Origin of the sequence: Thermoanaerobacter ethanolicus JW 200 (genome assembly GCF_003722315.1) — a bacterium.
In the GTDB taxonomy this organism is placed as follows: Bacteria; Bacillota; Thermoanaerobacteria; order Thermoanaerobacterales; family Thermoanaerobacteraceae; genus Thermoanaerobacter; species Thermoanaerobacter ethanolicus.
Map to the genome: position 1 here is coordinate 1239885 of NZ_CP033580.1, position 17174 is coordinate 1257058.

General features: G+C 30.5%; 18 protein-coding genes and 1 pseudogene. 15 read left to right on the forward strand and 4 right to left on the reverse strand.

Annotated features, from left to right (window positions below; genetic code table 11):
- Positions 1-19 precede the first annotated feature (19 nt).
- The 4 genes from dgt (at position 20) to EB239_RS06105 (ending at position 2547) form a co-directional block, all read left to right on the forward strand.
- Positions 20-679 carry a dGTP triphosphohydrolase gene (gene dgt / locus EB239_RS06095; RefSeq protein ID WP_451919113.1) on the forward strand — a complete coding sequence of 220 codons (660 nt, stop codon included), beginning with the start codon at positions 20-22 and terminating at the stop codon, positions 677-679.
- Positions 680-780: 101 nt separating this feature from the next.
- A complete protein-coding gene (locus EB239_RS14935; protein WP_003871521.1) occupies positions 781-981 on the forward strand; it encodes a hypothetical protein in 201 nt (66 codons plus the stop codon).
- On the forward strand, positions 981-1286 hold the full coding sequence (locus tag EB239_RS06100) for a hypothetical protein (protein ID WP_003871520.1): 306 nt from the start codon (positions 981-983) through the stop codon (positions 1284-1286). Before EB239_RS14935 ends, EB239_RS06100 begins: the two co-directional genes overlap by 1 nt.
- 163 nt (positions 1287-1449) lie before the next feature.
- Positions 1450-2547, forward strand: a complete 1098-nt coding sequence (locus tag EB239_RS06105; protein WP_003871519.1) for an RNA-directed DNA polymerase — start codon at positions 1450-1452, stop codon at positions 2545-2547.
- Positions 2548-2684: 137 nt separating this feature from the next.
- Here the strand turns inward: EB239_RS06105 and EB239_RS06110 are convergent.
- Positions 2685-3928 (reverse strand): annotated as a pseudogene (locus tag EB239_RS06110) (IS110 family transposase).
- 288 nt (positions 3929-4216) lie between these two features.
- On the opposite strand from EB239_RS06110, the gene EB239_RS06115 reads away from it, so the two are divergent.
- The 6 genes from EB239_RS06115 to EB239_RS14615 all read left to right on the forward strand — a co-directional run bounded on the left by EB239_RS06115 (position 4217) and on the right by EB239_RS14615 (position 7808).
- On the forward strand, positions 4217-4984 hold the full coding sequence (locus tag EB239_RS06115; RefSeq protein WP_164995796.1) for a hypothetical protein: 768 nt from the start codon (positions 4217-4219) through the stop codon (positions 4982-4984).
- Positions 4985-5126: 142 nt separating this feature from the next.
- Entirely contained in the window at positions 5127-6482 is a 1356-nt protein-coding gene (locus tag EB239_RS06120) for an IS1380-like element ISTps2 family transposase (RefSeq protein ID WP_003870496.1), read from the forward strand.
- Positions 6483-6689: 207 nt separating this feature from the next.
- Positions 6690-7016 (forward strand): hypothetical protein, encoded by a 327-nt coding sequence (locus tag EB239_RS06125; RefSeq protein WP_003871535.1) that lies wholly within the window; start codon positions 6690-6692, stop codon positions 7014-7016.
- 57 nt (positions 7017-7073) lie between these two features.
- A complete protein-coding gene (locus tag EB239_RS14940; protein ID WP_318261450.1) occupies positions 7074-7199 on the forward strand; it encodes a hypothetical protein in 126 nt (41 codons plus the stop codon).
- Positions 7196-7435 carry a cupin domain-containing protein gene (locus tag EB239_RS15225; RefSeq protein ID WP_404815212.1) on the forward strand — a complete coding sequence of 80 codons (240 nt, stop codon included), beginning with the start codon at positions 7196-7198 and terminating at the stop codon, positions 7433-7435. The genes EB239_RS14940 and EB239_RS15225 overlap by 4 nt, the downstream gene beginning before the upstream one ends.
- A 193-nt stretch (positions 7436-7628) precedes the next feature.
- Positions 7629-7808 carry a hypothetical protein gene (locus EB239_RS14615; RefSeq protein ID WP_003871536.1) on the forward strand — a complete coding sequence of 60 codons (180 nt, stop codon included), beginning with the start codon at positions 7629-7631 and terminating at the stop codon, positions 7806-7808.
- A gap of 176 nt (positions 7809-7984) precedes the next feature.
- Here EB239_RS14615 and EB239_RS06135 read toward each other — a convergent pair whose 3' ends face one another.
- Both EB239_RS06135 and EB239_RS06140 read right to left on the reverse strand, forming a co-directional pair.
- Entirely contained in the window at positions 7985-9028 is a 1044-nt protein-coding gene (locus tag EB239_RS06135; RefSeq protein WP_003869295.1) for an IS30 family transposase, read from the reverse strand.
- Between the two features lie 121 nt (positions 9029-9149).
- Entirely contained in the window at positions 9150-9464 is a 315-nt protein-coding gene (locus EB239_RS06140) for a hypothetical protein (RefSeq protein ID WP_003871505.1), read from the reverse strand.
- 208 nt (positions 9465-9672) lie between these two features.
- Between EB239_RS06140 and EB239_RS06145 the strand changes: the two genes are divergently transcribed.
- From EB239_RS06145 to EB239_RS06160, 4 genes are all read left to right on the forward strand, one after another.
- Entirely contained in the window at positions 9673-10851 is a 1179-nt protein-coding gene (locus tag EB239_RS06145; protein ID WP_318261451.1) for a plasmid pRiA4b ORF-3 family protein, read from the forward strand.
- Between the two features lie 225 nt (positions 10852-11076).
- Positions 11077-11997: a nuclease-related domain-containing protein gene (locus EB239_RS06150; RefSeq protein ID WP_003871503.1), complete on the forward strand. Its 921-nt coding sequence runs from the start codon at positions 11077-11079 to the stop codon at positions 11995-11997.
- A 256-nt stretch (positions 11998-12253) separates the two neighbouring features.
- Entirely contained in the window at positions 12254-13336 is a 1083-nt protein-coding gene (locus EB239_RS06155; protein ID WP_003871502.1) for an Rpn family recombination-promoting nuclease/putative transposase, read from the forward strand.
- 56 nt (positions 13337-13392) lie between these two features.
- A complete protein-coding gene (locus tag EB239_RS06160; protein ID WP_318261452.1) occupies positions 13393-13587 on the forward strand; it encodes a hypothetical protein in 195 nt (64 codons plus the stop codon).
- Between the two features lie 310 nt (positions 13588-13897).
- On the opposite strand, the gene EB239_RS06165 is transcribed toward EB239_RS06160, so the two are convergent.
- The gene (locus EB239_RS06165) at positions 13898-15175 is read right to left on the reverse strand and encodes a transposase (RefSeq protein WP_129545111.1); all 1278 of its coding nucleotides are present in this window, start codon (positions 15173-15175) and stop codon (positions 13898-13900) included.
- Between the two features lie 163 nt (positions 15176-15338).
- Between EB239_RS06165 and EB239_RS06170 the strand changes: the two genes are divergently transcribed.
- Positions 15339-16757 (forward strand): transposase, encoded by a 1419-nt coding sequence (locus tag EB239_RS06170; protein WP_003871455.1) that lies wholly within the window; start codon positions 15339-15341, stop codon positions 16755-16757.
- Positions 16758-17174 lie beyond the last annotated feature (417 nt).

Consider the following 17174-nt stretch of genomic DNA (forward strand, 5'->3'; position numbering starts at 1 on the left):
TAAAAAGGGCATAGATTTAATGAAAAAAATCGATGATACTTTAGCTTCTTATGCTGTGAAAAATTTAAACAAAAATATTAGAAGAAGGTATAGTGAAAATATTATAAACGAAAATGATAACAGGACGTGCTTTCAACATGATCGAGATAGAATAATACATTCAAGAGCATTTAGAAGATTAAGAAGTAAGACACAAGTTTTTCTATCAGCTAAAGGAGATCATTACAGAACAAGATTGAGCCATACTCTAGAAGTATCGCAAATTGCCAGAAGTATTGCAAGAGTTTTTTCGTTAAATGAAGATTTAGTAGAAGCAATAGCATTGGGACATGATTTAGGTCATACTCCATTTGGACATATTGGAGAGCGAATATTAAATGAAATTTTGAGTGGAGATAAAATGATTACGCAGAAGTGCGGTGGATTTAAACATAATTATAATAGTTTAAAAGTGGTAGATTCTTTTGAAAAATCTTATAATGATTTTAGAGGTTTGAATTTAACAAACTATACGCGAGAAGGCATTTTAAAACACACAAATCTATATTTTAATGGATCTAGGATATATGATCCTAAATTAGATTTAGATGAACTAAATACTGATTTGGATGTACCAACTTTTCTTGAAGGACAAGTTGTTGCTATTGCAGATGAAATAGCTCAAATTACTCATATTTAGAAGATGCATTTAGAGCCGGTATAATTTCAATAGATGATAAGGATTTAAACGAAATAAAAATATTTAACCAAGCTAGAGAAAATACTCAAACAAAAGTTGATATGAATGCACAACAAATAAGAAGTGGTCTAATAAGGGATATGATAAATAGGTTAATTCAAGATGTAATAAATGCAACAGCAGTAAATTTAGAAAAAATGAGTTTCAATCCTGAGAATGACAAACTATTTTATTGGATAGTGGATTTTTCTGAAGAAATGAAAAAACAATACGAGATCATTAAAAAGATATTAACTGTTTAATGTATTCTTTTGAAATAAACAGAATGGATAAAAAGGGCAAAATGTATATAGAAAAATTATTTGAAGCATATTATCTAAATCCAGATAGGTTGCCAGATTATGTTTTTGAAAAGTATAATTATTTGAGTGGAGACCGTAAGATAACGAGGAGTACTTTTGACAAAGAAACTATTAGTTATTTGCAAAATGATATCGTATTTATTAGAACGATTGCAGAGCATATAGCTGGTATGACGGATATTTATGCCATAGATGAGTATAGAAGACTTTATTTACCTGATGTTACTTCAATAACTAATATATAAAATTGATTATTAACTAAAAAAGTGTAATAATAAAAAATAAAGGAGTATCTACGGCATTTAAAAAAATTAGACAATATATCTAAAAATGACTATATTCAAATATATAATACTAAATGTTAATACAGGTAATAATCTTAGTTAAACAATTACTTAGAGGGATATTATGTGTGAATTTTTGACAAAGAAAAATTTAGAATTAGCTTTTTATAGGTTATATACTACAAAAAAGGATTATTACAAAGAGCTATATTTTGATGATTTAAAAAATTTTGGTTTAGATTTAAATACTAATATAGAAACTCTAATAGAACTAATTAAGCAGAATATTTATGAACCTTATAAAGCTAGTAAAATATATTTACCCAAAAAGTCTGGACTTTTAAGGAAAATTACTGTTATAAATTTTATTGATTTATTAGTTTATCAGGCTATTATAAACATAATTGCTAAAAAATTCTATGATGATATTTCTATTTTTTATAATAATACCACTTTTGGTAATTTATTAGTTAAAGATTTAGATAGTAGTAAGTTTTTTTATAGACAATGGAGCAAATCTTGGAGTGCTTTTAGAAAAAAGATTAAACAATATTTAAATGATGGACATAGTTATGTTGGAGAATTTGATATTGCTTCCTACTATGATACAATTGACCATTTTCTATTGATGGAGATATTAAAAAAGAAAGAAGATAATAATAATGATTGGATTGAGATGTTGAATATTTTAAATAGACAACTTAGAGAATGGTCCAATGATAGTGATAGAACTGATTTAAAGATACATCATGGTATTCCTCAGGGGCCTTTAGGCTCTGGTTTATTAGGGGAAATTTATTTAATTAATCTAGATGCTCATTTAAAAGATAAATTAGATTCAGAAAGTAATGTGAAATATGTTAGATATGTAGATGATATTAGAATATTTGCAAAAGACCGAAAAACAGTAGAGGAATATTTGAGGTATATAGAATTATTAGTAAGTGATTTGGGATTAATACCACAATATGATAAATTAAATATAAAAAACATTGAGAAAAGTGAGATAAACAATTACATAAAAAGTCAATTTGACGAATTGTCACTTATAAATAATTATTTTCGTGAGAATGGTAGGTTAAAATCGAAACATAACAAGAAATTGGTAAAATTATTAAAGGACACAATTGATAAACAGGAGTTTGATAAGACTATAATAAAATTTAGCCTCTATAAAATTGATAAAGACGAGCAAATAAAAGATATGTTAACACGAAAATAGACTATCTAAAAGGAGAATTTTGAACATTGACAACTGCATAGGCTTAAACATCCAGCCAGAAAAAAGGTAATAAATATTAAACCAATGCTTTAAAAGCATCAGCTGGGAATTTTTGTAAAGTTATCTAATTATACTACTTAAATTTGGGACACTGTTACTTCTAAACCCAACTTGCGAGCTTCGTTAATAATCCGTTTAACGCGAATTATTTCCTGTTTCTTTCGCACTTCATCGAAAATTCTTTCATCATAGTCAGTGTTATTTTTAAGCATAGTATAAATGATAACTAATATTTTCCTGGCAAGTGCTACTACCGCTTTTTTTGTACCACGGCGCTGCTTTACTTTCCAATACCATGTGGCAAGATATGAATCCCTTATGCGGGTTATACTCCATGCTACTTCACACAGTATCCTCTTTATATAAGTGTTTCCTTTTGTTACTCGAGTGGACTTTTTTTTCCCGCACTTTCATTATTACCGGGACTTAATCCTGCCCATGAGCAAATGTGCTCTGCAGTCTTGAATTTATCCATATCTGTACCTATTTCAGCAATTATTGCAGCAGCTGCCGTTACATCTATGCCAGGTATTCCATCTAGCTGTTCAATCTGTCTCTTGTATTTTTCAATCTCAGCATTAATACTCTCTTCTATCTCATAAAGATGTTTATACGTTTCATCTAAATGATTGAGTAAAAGCTTTAAAAATTCTCTTTGATGCTTATTCATTCTACCATTAATTGATAGCTTTATGTCTTCTATTTTACTGCGTGCTCTCCCTCTTACATAATTTTCAACTTCTTTAGCTGTTATACTTCCATGCTCTGCTATATGGTCTATTATCGCTCTACCTGATACGCCAAATATATCTGTCAAAAAATTTGAAAGCTTAAATCCACAGCTTTGTAAATGCTTCTCTATACGATTTTTTTGAGAAGATATCTCTTCAATTATGCTTTTGCGATATCTCGTAAGGTTGCGTAATTCTCGAATTTCTTGCGGAGGAATAAAGCTTCCACTTAAAAGACCAGCTCTTAATAAAGTAGCAATCCATTCTGCATCTTTCATATCAGTTTTTTTACCGGGTACATTCTTCATATGTTTTGCATTAGCTACTATGATTGATATGTTACCATCAAAAGCACTTTCGAGTACGTTATATACGGGTTGCCAGTATATCCCTGTACTCTCCATGGCAACATGATGACAGTTTTCTGTTTCAAGCCATGTTTTTAATTCTTCAAGGTCTTTTAATAAAGTGGAAAATGTTCTTATCGTTTTTTCCGGCTTTTCATCATTGACAGAACCTTTAAGCAAACAAGCCACTATTGTTTCTTTGTGAACATCTAGTCCACAGCAAACTTCTAGTAAATCCTGCATTTTCTTCACTCCTGTTAAATTTATTACAGGGTTGATTACCTGAGAAAAATAAGAAACTTAACACCCGTGCTGTTCCCATATTGCCTTAATATGGGGCGACAATTGGTTGTGCTCAAAGGTAATCAAGTTAGGTTAATTCACGAGGTATTAATCCATCAGCATTAAATCAACCTTTGACCCTGTTAATTTTAGTTTACCAAAAAACTAGTTTCTTGCAACTTGAAAATTTATTTTCATCTATGGTTGTGCTTTGTTAAGCATGGAGGGTTAATAAACAATTACGATAAAATGTTGGTTGATTTTGATGGTATATGTTTCTATTTAGCTAAATATTTTAGTCATGACGATGAAGTTAAAAGCTTTATTAGAAATTTATTGGACACCAGTATTTCCGATGATTATATAATTTCTACTTTACTTAAGTATTTTATTAAATATATTAAATTTGACATTAATATATATGATAACTTGCCAAAAAATCGCAGTTGGTATGTTAATTATTTTGTAATAGATTGGTTAGATTATCACAAAAAGCTTGGTTTAACTACAACAGAAGAAAAAAGAAATTTTTACCTAAAAAATATTTATCTACAAAAGAAAATATTAAGTTATAAAGTATTATCTGAGAATGATGATGACGTAAAAAGAGAATTAATAGTTCAGATGATGAAAAGTGATATTCCAATTATCGCTTTAGAGGGATTAAAACTATATTATCAATTTTTTGGATTCAAAAGACTGGAAATTAAAAAAGATATTGCACTAAATAAATTTGTCAGTGCGATTATCAAAAAAGATAGTAATAAAAATATAAATTACGCCTCAGACTTTTTTAAAACTAAACGTGGGATAGAAAATGCGAGATACTTATTTAACACAGAAATAATGAGTAAAGAAGATTTAGATAATCTGAATAGACTATTGTTTAATGCAAATAAAATAGAAGATATTGATTATTCTACTTGGCTTTCGTACATAAATAGTTTTAATCATAACTTGGTTATATCTTTACTAGAAAAAGGGAATATTAATGTTAAACTTGGATTCGGCAAGTGAATTTACGAAATGCCCAAATAGAGCTATTTGAGGACTAAATTAAGTGAAAAATTTTTTACAAAAAATATATGGAGATTCCCCTTTTTCTGATAAAATTTAAGTGTTAAACAAAAACATTAACAGAAAGGAGAATCTCCATAGTATGAGTTTAACACTTAATCTTACAAAAGAAAAGGGGTTTTCAAAATATATTTTGCCAGCAACTTTTGACAATTTTACAGTATCAAACAATGTAACTTTCACCTATATCCAAGCATTTAAAGAAAAAATCGGCTTTAATAAAATTCTTTCAAGCATATTATCCTTTAAAAAAGCACCAAATGCTGTTTTTCAACCAGCCGAGGTTATTGACTTTATGATTGATTCTGTAATTCAAGGGAATACTCGCTTTCTTCACATGGACCAACTAAGATATGATAATGCATACACAGAAATTAAAGGACATAAAGTTCCCAGCGAAAAAGTATGCAGAGACTTAATTAAAGCCATGCCTGAAAGTTCTCTTGAAGAATTAAGACTTATTAACAAGACTTTGCTTTCCTTGCAATCTAAAGGAACGAAACGTGAAGTCATTATGAATTTTGACGATACAGTTTGTACTATATTTGGAGAGCAGGAAGGTGCTTCAGTAGGTTATAATCCAAGGTACCATGGTCGACCATCTTTCAAAGAGAAAATCGGCATTATTGCTAATACTGATGAACTTGTTAATGTTACTCTTGAAGAAGGTAAACATCACACAAATCATGGTTTCTTAGATTTTGTAAAATCTTGCGAAGAACAGCTTCCTGAAAATTGGATAATTAAGCGAGTACGCGTTGACCGTGGAGCATTTGATTACGGTAATATACTGTATTTTGAATCTAAAGGTTATGAATATGTAATGAAAGCTAAAAATCAGGCATGGATCAGATGCTTTATAGACTACGTCAATCAAAGAGAACACCTTTATCCTTGGACTGAAATAGATAAGACCTTTAGTGTAAATGAAATATATGCAAAAATGCCTAAATGGGATAAAGTACGCAGAATTGTGATTATACGCAAAAAACTGCCACAGCCCAAAACAGGGCAGATTTGTATGGATATAGACGAATTCAAATATGAATATCAAGCTATAGTAACAAATATTGAGTACATGACACCTGAAGAGATATTTCATGAATACAACCAACGCTGCGACATTGAAAACAAAATAGATGAACTAAAAGAAGGATTTGCTTTTTCAAAAAACAGTCAAAGAAACAAATTTTGCAACGAAATATTTTTGCTTATCAAAATGATCGCTTACAATCTCCATAATTGGTTCAAAAGGACTATCTTGCCAGAGTTTATGAGGCATCATGAGATAACCACAATAAGGCGGATATTATATAATGTACCTGGTAATCTTGTTGGGAAAGGACGTTATAGGCATATACGTTACCCTAATAATCCGTTTCTTAAGACTGTGATAACGTATATACGAAAAGCGCTAATGGTATTTTGCTTAACATAGTAAACACATAGAATATACCAAAAAATATACCAAATGATAGAAACCGCCATATCAAGTAGACGGTTAGCTTTGCTATACCTTAAAAGAGTAAATTAACTGTAAAAAACGATATAGCTTTTATTTTTTCAATGTAAATATTCAGTTATCAAAGTGCAAAACTTATAACAAAACACCGTTTTTTACATTCATGGAAATTGAATTTTTAATTTGCTTGCTACTTGCCGAATTCAAGTTAAAAATAAAAAGGAATATAGTAATTCTTTAAAGCAAGATAATTATTTTGAAAACACTTTTCCCGTTGCATATAAAAATTTCAGTAAAATTAATGATAGAAGAAATAGACTTCCATCAAATCATCCATATAAAAATGATAAAGAATATGCAAAACCCCTTACAAAAAATGAAAAAGGACATTTTGAAAAATTAGAAATTGAAGCAATTAAAGAAATAAGCAATAGATGTTATGCTCTATATTTTTCTCAGGAGAAAAGACAAGCATATAATGAAGTAGCTTCTACTTTAAATGATTATTAAATGCAATACAGGAAAAGTATTACTACGATAAATACTTAAAACTTCAAAATGTCTTAATTGATTACGACGAAAAAATCAAAAAAAATTATAGATGTGATACGAGGAGATTTTGGTTGGGACGATGTAGGAAATTGGACATCTATAGATAGGCTTTATGAAAAAATGATAATTGCAATGTCATAAAAGGTGATGTCGTAAGTGTATGTACAAAGAAATGCATAATAACAGCTAACGAAAGGTTTATTGTGACATTGGGTATAGAAGATGTTACAGAGGGTGCACTTCTAATTTGCTCAAAAGATAAAGCGCATAATGTGAAAGAGATATTGAGGGAATTGAAGGAGAAAAAGAGTGAGTATTTGGAGGAACAGGATTATTCCTGTTTTTATTTTTGTCGAGATATGTCGAAATATTTTTAATGTTTGTATTGGTTTTCAGAAAAGGGAATGGTAAAATAGAACTGGATAGATTTATTATATGCTTTAAAGTTACTTTTTACTGAGATGTTTTTGTAGCAATAATATAAAAATAAATTATAAATTATAAGATAGTCAAAAGGAAAAAAATGAGAAAATATAATTATAAATAAGTTCAAGTGGAGGGTTAATAATAATGATAAAGTCAAAGAGTATGTTAACTGGTATAAGTATAATTGTTCTAATAATTATTTTAACAGCATTAACCGGATGTTCCAGCTCTGATAATAAAGAAGTAATGCAATTGAAAAAGGAAATAGATAGTCTTAATAAGCAAATAAGCCAACTTAAAGAAGAATATAAATTGCAATATTAAATGCAACACCTAATGAAAATCATGTAGATATAGGATTTTGAACAAATCATATATAACCTTAAGCCCATCTTAGTTAACAAATTGAGCGAAGGTCGTGATTTGTCAAGGGTTAAAGTCAGGCGAAGCCTGCCCCTTGACAAATCACGAACGAGCTCTAAACTTTATAAGGGATGGGCTTAACAGATTTTTGCCAGCTCTTCATAAAAGTATTCCTTAGGCGTTTTGTAATTTAACAATTTTCGTGGAAGGTTATTAAGCCAGTTTTCTACTCTCTTTATCGTATCTATAGATAAATCTTTAATACTTTTACCTTTAGGGATGAAACGTCGTATAAGACCGTTATGTCGTTCATTTGTAGCTCTTTCCCAAGATGAATATGGATGTGTATAATATACTTCTACGCCATATTCTAAAAGAGCACTTTCTAAATCACTAAACTCTGTACCATTATCAGATGTTATTGTTTTAAATACTTTGTTTAAATTGTCACCAAACATATCTTTTAATTTTGATAATGCATCTTTAACAGATTTATTGTCTTTTGCATCTAATAAGAATATTATTTCATGGCGAGTCTTACGCTCTATTAATGTTAAAAGGACCTTGTCATTAGATTTCTTGCCAATTAACGTATCTATTTCCCAATGCCCAAAAACTTCACGGCTTTCAACTTCTTTAGGCCTAAAATCAATACTTTTACCCATAATACGTTTATTTTTACGATTTTGTTTCTTCCTTGGTTTTAAACGTAGTTTTAAAGGTAAATCAATGTTTTTAACTTTTAATAATCCTCTATCTATATAGTTGTACAGTGTTTTAGTACAAACAATGGTTTTATTATTCCAGCTTGGGTCTTTTTTACAATAGCCTACAACTGCATCTGGTGACCATTTTTCATTTAATATTTTATTTTCAGCATATTTCAAGAAATCTTCTGCTTTAGCTACTTTAAATTTAGCTCCGCAATTTGAACGATTTTTTTCGTAGATAGCTTGACCGGTTTCAGGAAAATAGCTTGTATAAGAAGATAAATCACTTCTAAGTTGTGTAGTAGTTCCACGTTTAATTTCACGGCTTATAGTGCTTGGAGATCGATTAAGTTTTTTAGCAATATACCGAATACTTCTTCCTTCTTTGAGTAATGCATAGATCTCTCCTCGTTCATAGCTACTTAAGTGTTTAAAAGAACGATTTTTTGTGGTATCATTATTATGAACCATAGTGAAAATCCTCCTTGTATGATGTTTAGTTGACACCTATATCATACACGATTTTCACTATGGTTTCTATTTTTTTATCTGTTGCATTTAATTATACAACTAACCACAATTATTTTTAATGTTAATTTTTGTTGCATTTATGGGAATACTGCTTAGGAATTACCGGAGAAGAGGGGAGACCTGCTAATTCATGAGGTGGAGAGTGTACAACAGTTATACTATTCATTATTATCTCTATCTCTTCCTCATTATCTTTTATCTTTTTTCTAAGCTCAACTCTTGGGACTACTACTGTTACTTCATGTGGAATATTGATATTTGTTTTTCTCTCGACACTTATATTAAGACCATAAAGGCTCAGTGTTATTTTATCACTGCCCTCATTTTTATTTTTCCAAATACCTTTTATGATGTTTGCTAATTTACCAAAACACATTATAGATATCCCCCTATATACATATTATGCCTCAATATATATGTGTTTCACATATGTCAAGTCCAAATTTTTGCGTAAAAATTTCTCTGGATAAAAATAGGTAAAACATTACGCTTGATAAAATACGAGTTTTACTTTGTATTGAAGAAATTGAAAGAGAGAATTTTTATTTTTAATAACATATGTCGGAATATTTTTGATATTCATATTGGCTTTTAGAAGACAGAATGATAAAATTATATTAGCTTTAATTTATGGGAGAAGAGTATGGGAGGAGAGGTTGATGTTAATACAGTGTACCAGAAAATTATTAAATGAGTTAAAGATAGATCCTTTACCTTACTCTGATGAAGACCCGTTATTTTGCTGGCATGCCAACTTAATAACTTTGAATCGAAGAAAGAGTGTGGCTCTTGTAAATGACAAAAACAGATATGTTGTAGTTTTATATAATCTTAAAGCAAAAGATTTTAAAAAGCTGGATGAAATTATACAAGAAGGTATACGTAAAACCTTTTTAGCTGAACACATAAAAGAAGAAGTTGTAGAAGAGTATATGAGAAAGGCTAATGGTATTATATACGCTAAAACAAAGGATAAGTTTTCCGTAGCAAGAATGAATAAGTCTTGTGAGGTTGTAGGTTACGGTGAGGACTTATTGAAGGACAGATCTATTTTTCAAACTATTGTAAGTCGAAAAACAAATAGATATTTTATAGGGGATGGTAGAGGCGGATATATAAGACCTAGTGAGGAGATGTTTAAAGATTTGCAGGAATTTTGGGGCAAACCTATTTTTGGCAGTAAAGCTGTGAAAGTGAAAGCAAAGCTTGAGTTAGAACGACATAATGTATGGAGAGAGTTGATAATCCCACTTAATATGACATTTCGTGAATTTCATAAAGCTTTACAAATAGTTTTTGGATGGAGAGATTATCATCTCCACGAATTCTATATTTATAGTGATGAGGTTTATAAGAATAGAGATTATAAGCCAGTTGTGCGATTAGTAGGCAATGAAGAAGCTTTTGATGTTCCTACAGAGATAGAGACAAAACTTGAAAGGGATATAGTGTTGTCAGAATATATACCCTATTACAGGAAATTAAAATATATATACGATTTTGGAGCTAACTGGCAAATATATATTGATGTAGAAGATGTTACAGAAAATTATGAACTAAATCATCCCGTCTGTCTTGACGGCGAAGGGGATGCCCCTCCTGAGGATATAGATGGAGAAACTGCTTATGAAAACTTTCTTAAGGCTGTGGAGAATGTAAAGGCTTCCCAGAACTTCATGGTCAGAATAATAGCAGCAGCTAGAGGATACAGAGAGTTTGATATTGCCATAGTGAATAATGAGCTTAAATGGTATTGTGTGTAGTCTTGATTTTTTAGACCTTAAACCCCTAGTTGATGTTTATTTTACTTGTGATACTTTTAATATAATGCTCGAAAATGATAAACTTCAAGTATCAAAAAAAAGCAATTTATATTTTCACAGAAAGTAAGGATTTGAAAGGAAATTTGTTAAAAATATCCGCATGAGAGTACCAAATTTTTTCAATAGTGCAACATTGCCAAAAGGAAGAATGTAAGGGGGAGAAAAATGTTAGCCCGTTTTGTAGAGCAGGATAAAGAAATAAAAAAGCTTTTTTATCAGAAAATCAAAGAAAAAGAAGAAAGAGAAAAACAAAAACATCTAGACAAAATTAGTGAAGGTTTTTTTGGATGGCTTTTAGAGCCTATTGCGGATGTTGCTTACACATGGAGGCGTATTTCCGAAAAAGAACAAGGAAGTAGTGGTGAAAATTCGGTAGGATGGGCATTGCATTTGTGGCTTCCAAGTAATGCAGTTGTTATAAATGATCTTGTTTTAGAAGTAGAACCTGACGAATTTATACAAATTGACCATCTTGTATTAAATACGAACGGAATTTTTGTATTAGAGACAAAATCATGGGATGGGGCTTTTTTAGGGGCAAAAGATAAGTGGCGTATGAAACAAGGTAATAAATGGGTTGAAGTTCAAAGCCCTACTAAGCAAAATGAAAGGCATGTTAAATTGTTTAAAAAATGGTTAGAAGAAAATTTGCCTGATTTACATGAGAGAGTTAAAGATCATATATATCCAATTGTAATATTTAAACGGGCTAAATGGGTGAAAGCTAAAGATTGCAGCATGCCTGTTGTTATTGGCGGAATGGAAGCTGTTGGAGAGATTAGAAAAGTAAAAGGGGGAAATATATCTGAAGAGGATATTAATTTAATTATTGAAGCTGTAAAAAATGCTAAACCGTTAGATCATGAAGAATGGAAGAGAAAGCATAGTAAAAGGAAAGAAGAGGATGAAAAAAGATACCAAGTTACAACAGGGAAAACTTCAAGTGGTAAAATGTATGTAAGGATTTTGGGAACAAAGGAAGATGCCCAAAAAGTTGCAGAGGAGTATAAAAACCAAAATTATACAATAAGCGAAATAAGGCAGGATAAAAAAGATAAAAACGTGTGGTTTTTTTATTATTGTTAAAGCTTGAAAAATAGTAAAGATGTTAGGTGAAGCTAAGTTATTAATATTATCCTCAGGGCTTTGCTGTGTTACACATTTTCATTTTTGTCGATATATGTCGAAATATTTTTAATATTTGTATTGGTCTTTAGGAAATAAAATGGTAAAATGAATACAGAATGAAAATTATTTAGAGACTTAGTAACAGCAATTATAAATTGTTATTCAAAACTTATCATTTATGAGATATAATAATATTAAGAAGGAGCAAAATGTCATGAATGATAAAAATGTAAAGGAAGCTATTCACAATCAGCATGACAAAGGGTATAAATTTTTGTTATCCAGTAAGCGAGTGTTTATAGAGTTATTAAGAAGTTTTGTAAAACAGGAATGGGTAAATGATATAGACGAGGCAAATGTAGTTAAAGTAGATAAGTCATTTGTATTACAAGACTTTGCAGATAAAGAAGCAGACTTAGTTTACAGAGTAAAATTAAAAGAAAAAGAAGTTATATTTTATATATTGATGGAATTACAATCTACAGTTGACTATCAAATGCCCTACAGATTACTTTTATATATGGTAGAGATATGGAGAAGCATACTAAAAGACATACCAAAAAAAGAATCAAGAAGGAAAGATTTTAAATTACCAGTTATAGTACCGATAGTATTGTACAACGGAGTCCGTAAGTGGACAGCAAAAACAAGCTACAAAGAAACACTAAATTCCTATGAAACCTTTGGAGAATATGCAGTAGATTTCAAATATATACTAATAGATGTAAATAGGTATACAAAAGAAGAATTATTAAAGTTAGAAAACTTAATAGCTTCTGTATTTTTATTGGAACAAAAAGTAGAATTTGAAGAAATAATGAAAAGGCTTAAGGAATTATCAGAGATATTAAATAACTTGGATAAAGATGAAATATTATTATTTAAAGCATGGTTTAAAAAGATATTACTAGCTAGATTGCCGGAAGAAGAGCGAGAAAATATAGAGAGGATAATAGATGAAAACAAGGAGGTGAATATAATGATATCAAATCTTGAAAAAACCATATTGCAAGAGATGAAAGAGCGTGAGAAAAGGGGTATTGAAAAAGGGATAAAAAAAGGGATAAAAAAAGGAATAGAAAAAGGAATAGAAAAAGGAATAGAAAAAGGAATAGAAAAAGGCATGGAGAGGGGAATAGGAGTAACTGTTATTAAGTTATTAGAGAAGAAATTTGGAAATGTTCCGGAAGAATATGTAAAGAAAATAGATGGTGCAAACAGAGAAACATTGATGGCTATTGTTGATAATATATTTGAGATAGATAAAATAGAGGATTTAGGTAAGTTCTTGAAATAAAGGTACTATGAAAAGTAGTGTCTTTATTTTTTTTGGTAACAGATCTATATTAGAATTTGAAGGAAGAGTTAATGGTGGTAAGCTTTGCAACAGTAACTGTTAAATCTTTTTTGCCAAGAAGAGTTTATACGTACGCTTATTGTAACACTTGGCATAGAAAAGAGCAGGTTGATAGTACAAGTAATAAATGGAAGTTAGGAGATGCGTGGAAGCTTATGGATGAATTAGCTGATGAATGGATAAATACATGATATCTTGCAGAATAATAATAGACAATTTGGTAGACATGAAAAAACAAATCTGTTGCTATAATATTACTAACTCTAAAGTTAGTAACTTTAGAGTTAGTAATTTATATAGGGATGTGCAAAATTAATAAAAATAATCACGATCAAAAACCAGAATATGTATGATATACAATATATAGTAATCAAAACTGACAATAAAACATAAAGAAAGTGGTAAGGGAAAAGAAAAGACAAAAAGAGGAGCTAAAAAAGGGCATAAATATCCTGTAGAAGTCAAATGTTAAAAAATGGCATGAACTAAATTCAGTAAAAGTTAAGCCGATTGCATCAGACCAATAAGGGACTTAAACTCATCAAATTTACCCAGTTTAATAGCTACAATAGCGACAGTAAGCAAAGTAATATGGCCAAAAGTATTAAGGTTGCTGACAGAATTAATATTTCTAACATAAGCTTTTTCAAAATCTAGAGCTTTAAAGCGGGAATTATATCTTTCTGATTCAATCCTCAATTTATAGACAGCCTTAAAATATAGGGAGTCTCTATTAATAGAGGACCTATAATCAGAAGATATAATAGCATACTTAGTACAGCCTCTATGCTTTTTGCCATTAAAATATTTAGGATGCTGAATAGGGCAGGCAGAGTCATCTTTAGAATTACAGAACTTGCAAACAAATTTTTGCTTAATAAAACCATCAAAATATTGCTTGCCGTCTTTGAGCATTTTAATACCTGCTTCACAAACCATATAACCATCATCAGTCAGTGGGGGATTTTTAGAATTACGCTTGTTAAGAGGAATAAAACAATGACCATGGAGAGTATCTCTAACAAAATTATAAACTCTCTTAACATCATACCCCTTATCGGCAATAAAATTAACATACTTAAGGTTAAACCACTTATTAGTCTTCTCAAGCAAAGATAAAGCGACTTCAAAATCAGGGGCATCAGCGGGGGTAGTAGTTTCAGCGATGGGTAAACCAGAGATAGCATCAACAATAATGTGATTTTTATAGCCCCAATAAAACTTATAGCGTTTATTAGAAGAATCATTAGAAGCAGAATAAACGCCTAATTTACAATCCTTATCAGACTTAGGCTGATTATCTTTAGAGAATTTATTTTTAGAAAAAGACTTAGGGTTATTTAACTTAGTGTTAGCTTTAATAGGGGTAGAGTCCATGGAAATAAACTCACCAGAGATAATGCCCATATTTTTGAGGATATTGACTTGATTTTGAAAGATAGAGGTCAAATAATCATGAGAGAACTCATTAATAAAACGGCGGAAAGTCCAATAAGAAGGAAGAGGTTTAAGGATGTTAAAGCCACAAAGATGAGCAATGATAAGATTATTGCGGAGATAATCTAAAAGGTCAGAAATTGTACCGAATCTTTCAGCTTTCATAACAATAAAAGCTCTAAACATTGCATGATGAGAATAACCCTTACGGCCAGGACTAGAGGAAGGGAATTCAGGTATTGAAGACAAGTCTAGATTTTTAAACATAGAAGAATAGAAATCAATTTTAGACAGAGAAGTAAAGAGTTCAGGTATATTTAAAAGTAATTGAAGCTGGTACATGTAGGATTTCCCCCTCCTTAAAAAATATTTTTATATAGGTCTTTGCAGAATCCCAAAATCCTTATGGATTAAGGGATTCTGCTATATATTTTCAAAGGAATTCCTCCACTTTCGTCGAATTTATATAGAGAACCAAATCCCAAAAAGAAATGGAGGAAATCCTATGAAAATCAAAGCTAAACAACTTTCTCTCTCCGATATTTACGATGATGTTCAATCCTTCTTTGAAGAAGATAAACCCAAGTTTATTAAACTCTTTGATTCCTTTATTGATTTATCTGAACTTATTCCACCTTCTTTTTACGCCCATTATTATTCTCACTTCGGGCGTCATAGGGATTTTTCTCTTGAATCTATGCTCACTTCTTTGATTATCCAAAAAATTCTCTCTATCCCTACTGTTCAACTCCTTGTCCATGTTCTTAAGCTCTCTAAAGAATTAAGAGAGCTTTGTGGCTTTAAAAGAGTCCCTCATCCTTCTCAATTCTCTAGATTTAAATCCATTTTCCTCAAAGATTTGGAGAATTTCTTCAATAATCTTGTTAATTTAACTGAGCCTATTTGTCAGGCTATTAATCCTTCACTTTCTAATATCCTCATCGCTGATACTACTGGCTTTCAACCTTATGTCAGAGAAAATAATCCTAAGTTCTTTGATTCCCTTTATAGAAATATTAAAAAGTTCTCTAAATCTAATCCTGATTTTGATGCCCACTCTTATGCTTGTTCTAAAATGCCTAAGTTCGCTCACTCTAATCCTGATGCTAAATTCTCTTATATTAATGGCCATTATTGTTACTCTATCAAAGCTACCATCCTCACTAATGGCTTAGGCATTATTCAGCATATTAGTTTCTATGACGATGATTCTTTAAATGTCAATACTGCTAAATCTGCTGCCGAGTCTAAAGATTTGTACGATTCTAAAACTTTAATCCCTTCTCTTAAGGAATTCTTTAATTTACATCCTAATTTCTCTTATAGATACTTCTTAGGTGACGCTGGGTTTGATTCTTTTGATAATTACAAATACTTGTTCTCAGAGCATGGCATAATCCCTATTATCCCTATTAACCCTCGAAATTCTAAAAACTTACCTCAGCCTACTTTTAACTCTGATGGTATCCCTACCTGCCCCCGTGACCCTTCTCTTAAAATGTCCTATGATGGCATCGTCCGGGAAAAAGGTAGAACTACCAGAATTAAATGGCTTTGCCCTATGTCCAAAAAAGTTAGACTAAACGGTAAAACTACTTATATCCTTCAATGTGATAACCCCTGTACCTCTTCTAAATGCGGCAGAATATTCTATACTACCCTTGATATTGATTTTAGAAAAAACACTGTTGTCCCTCGTAACTCTAAAAAGTGGTCCAAACTTTATGAAAAACGCCCTATTATTGAAAAATCTATTTCTCTTTTAAAAAGTTCTATCGCTGTTGATAGCTTTAAACTCATAAATACCAGGTCAATCAAAGCTGATGTTTTTCTTGGGGCTATCACTCAACATATTGGTTTAATTATTACTGCAAAACTTGGTACTTTTGAACATCCTTTATCTTTGAAAAAACTTTTGGCTTGATAACTTGTTCTTATGGTTTGATTCGTTTGTCACCTTTTTACATTAAAAAGGTGTGTTAGGTATTGTCTTTTTTGAATTTGTATCTTTCTTCCATTTCTCTTTTCCCCTCTTGAGCGTGCCTTTAAAATGTAATTTCTTTATTTTGTTCCTTGTAATGTAACTTTTTTACTCTAATATTTATCTCATTTTGCAATCACCTAAAATATTTTTATACGGTATATATAATAATTCGACAAATGGGAGGGGAAATCCTACATAAAAGATAAAAAATTCAAGAGTGATAGGAAAAAAGTATGTCTGTAGAATGGCTTAAATGAAGGCTTCTGAATTTTGCACAAGTCTAAATTTATAAGTTAATGAGGTGAATTTAATGTTTATTGGTAAGAGAATATGAACTTGAAACATTAAACAAACTTG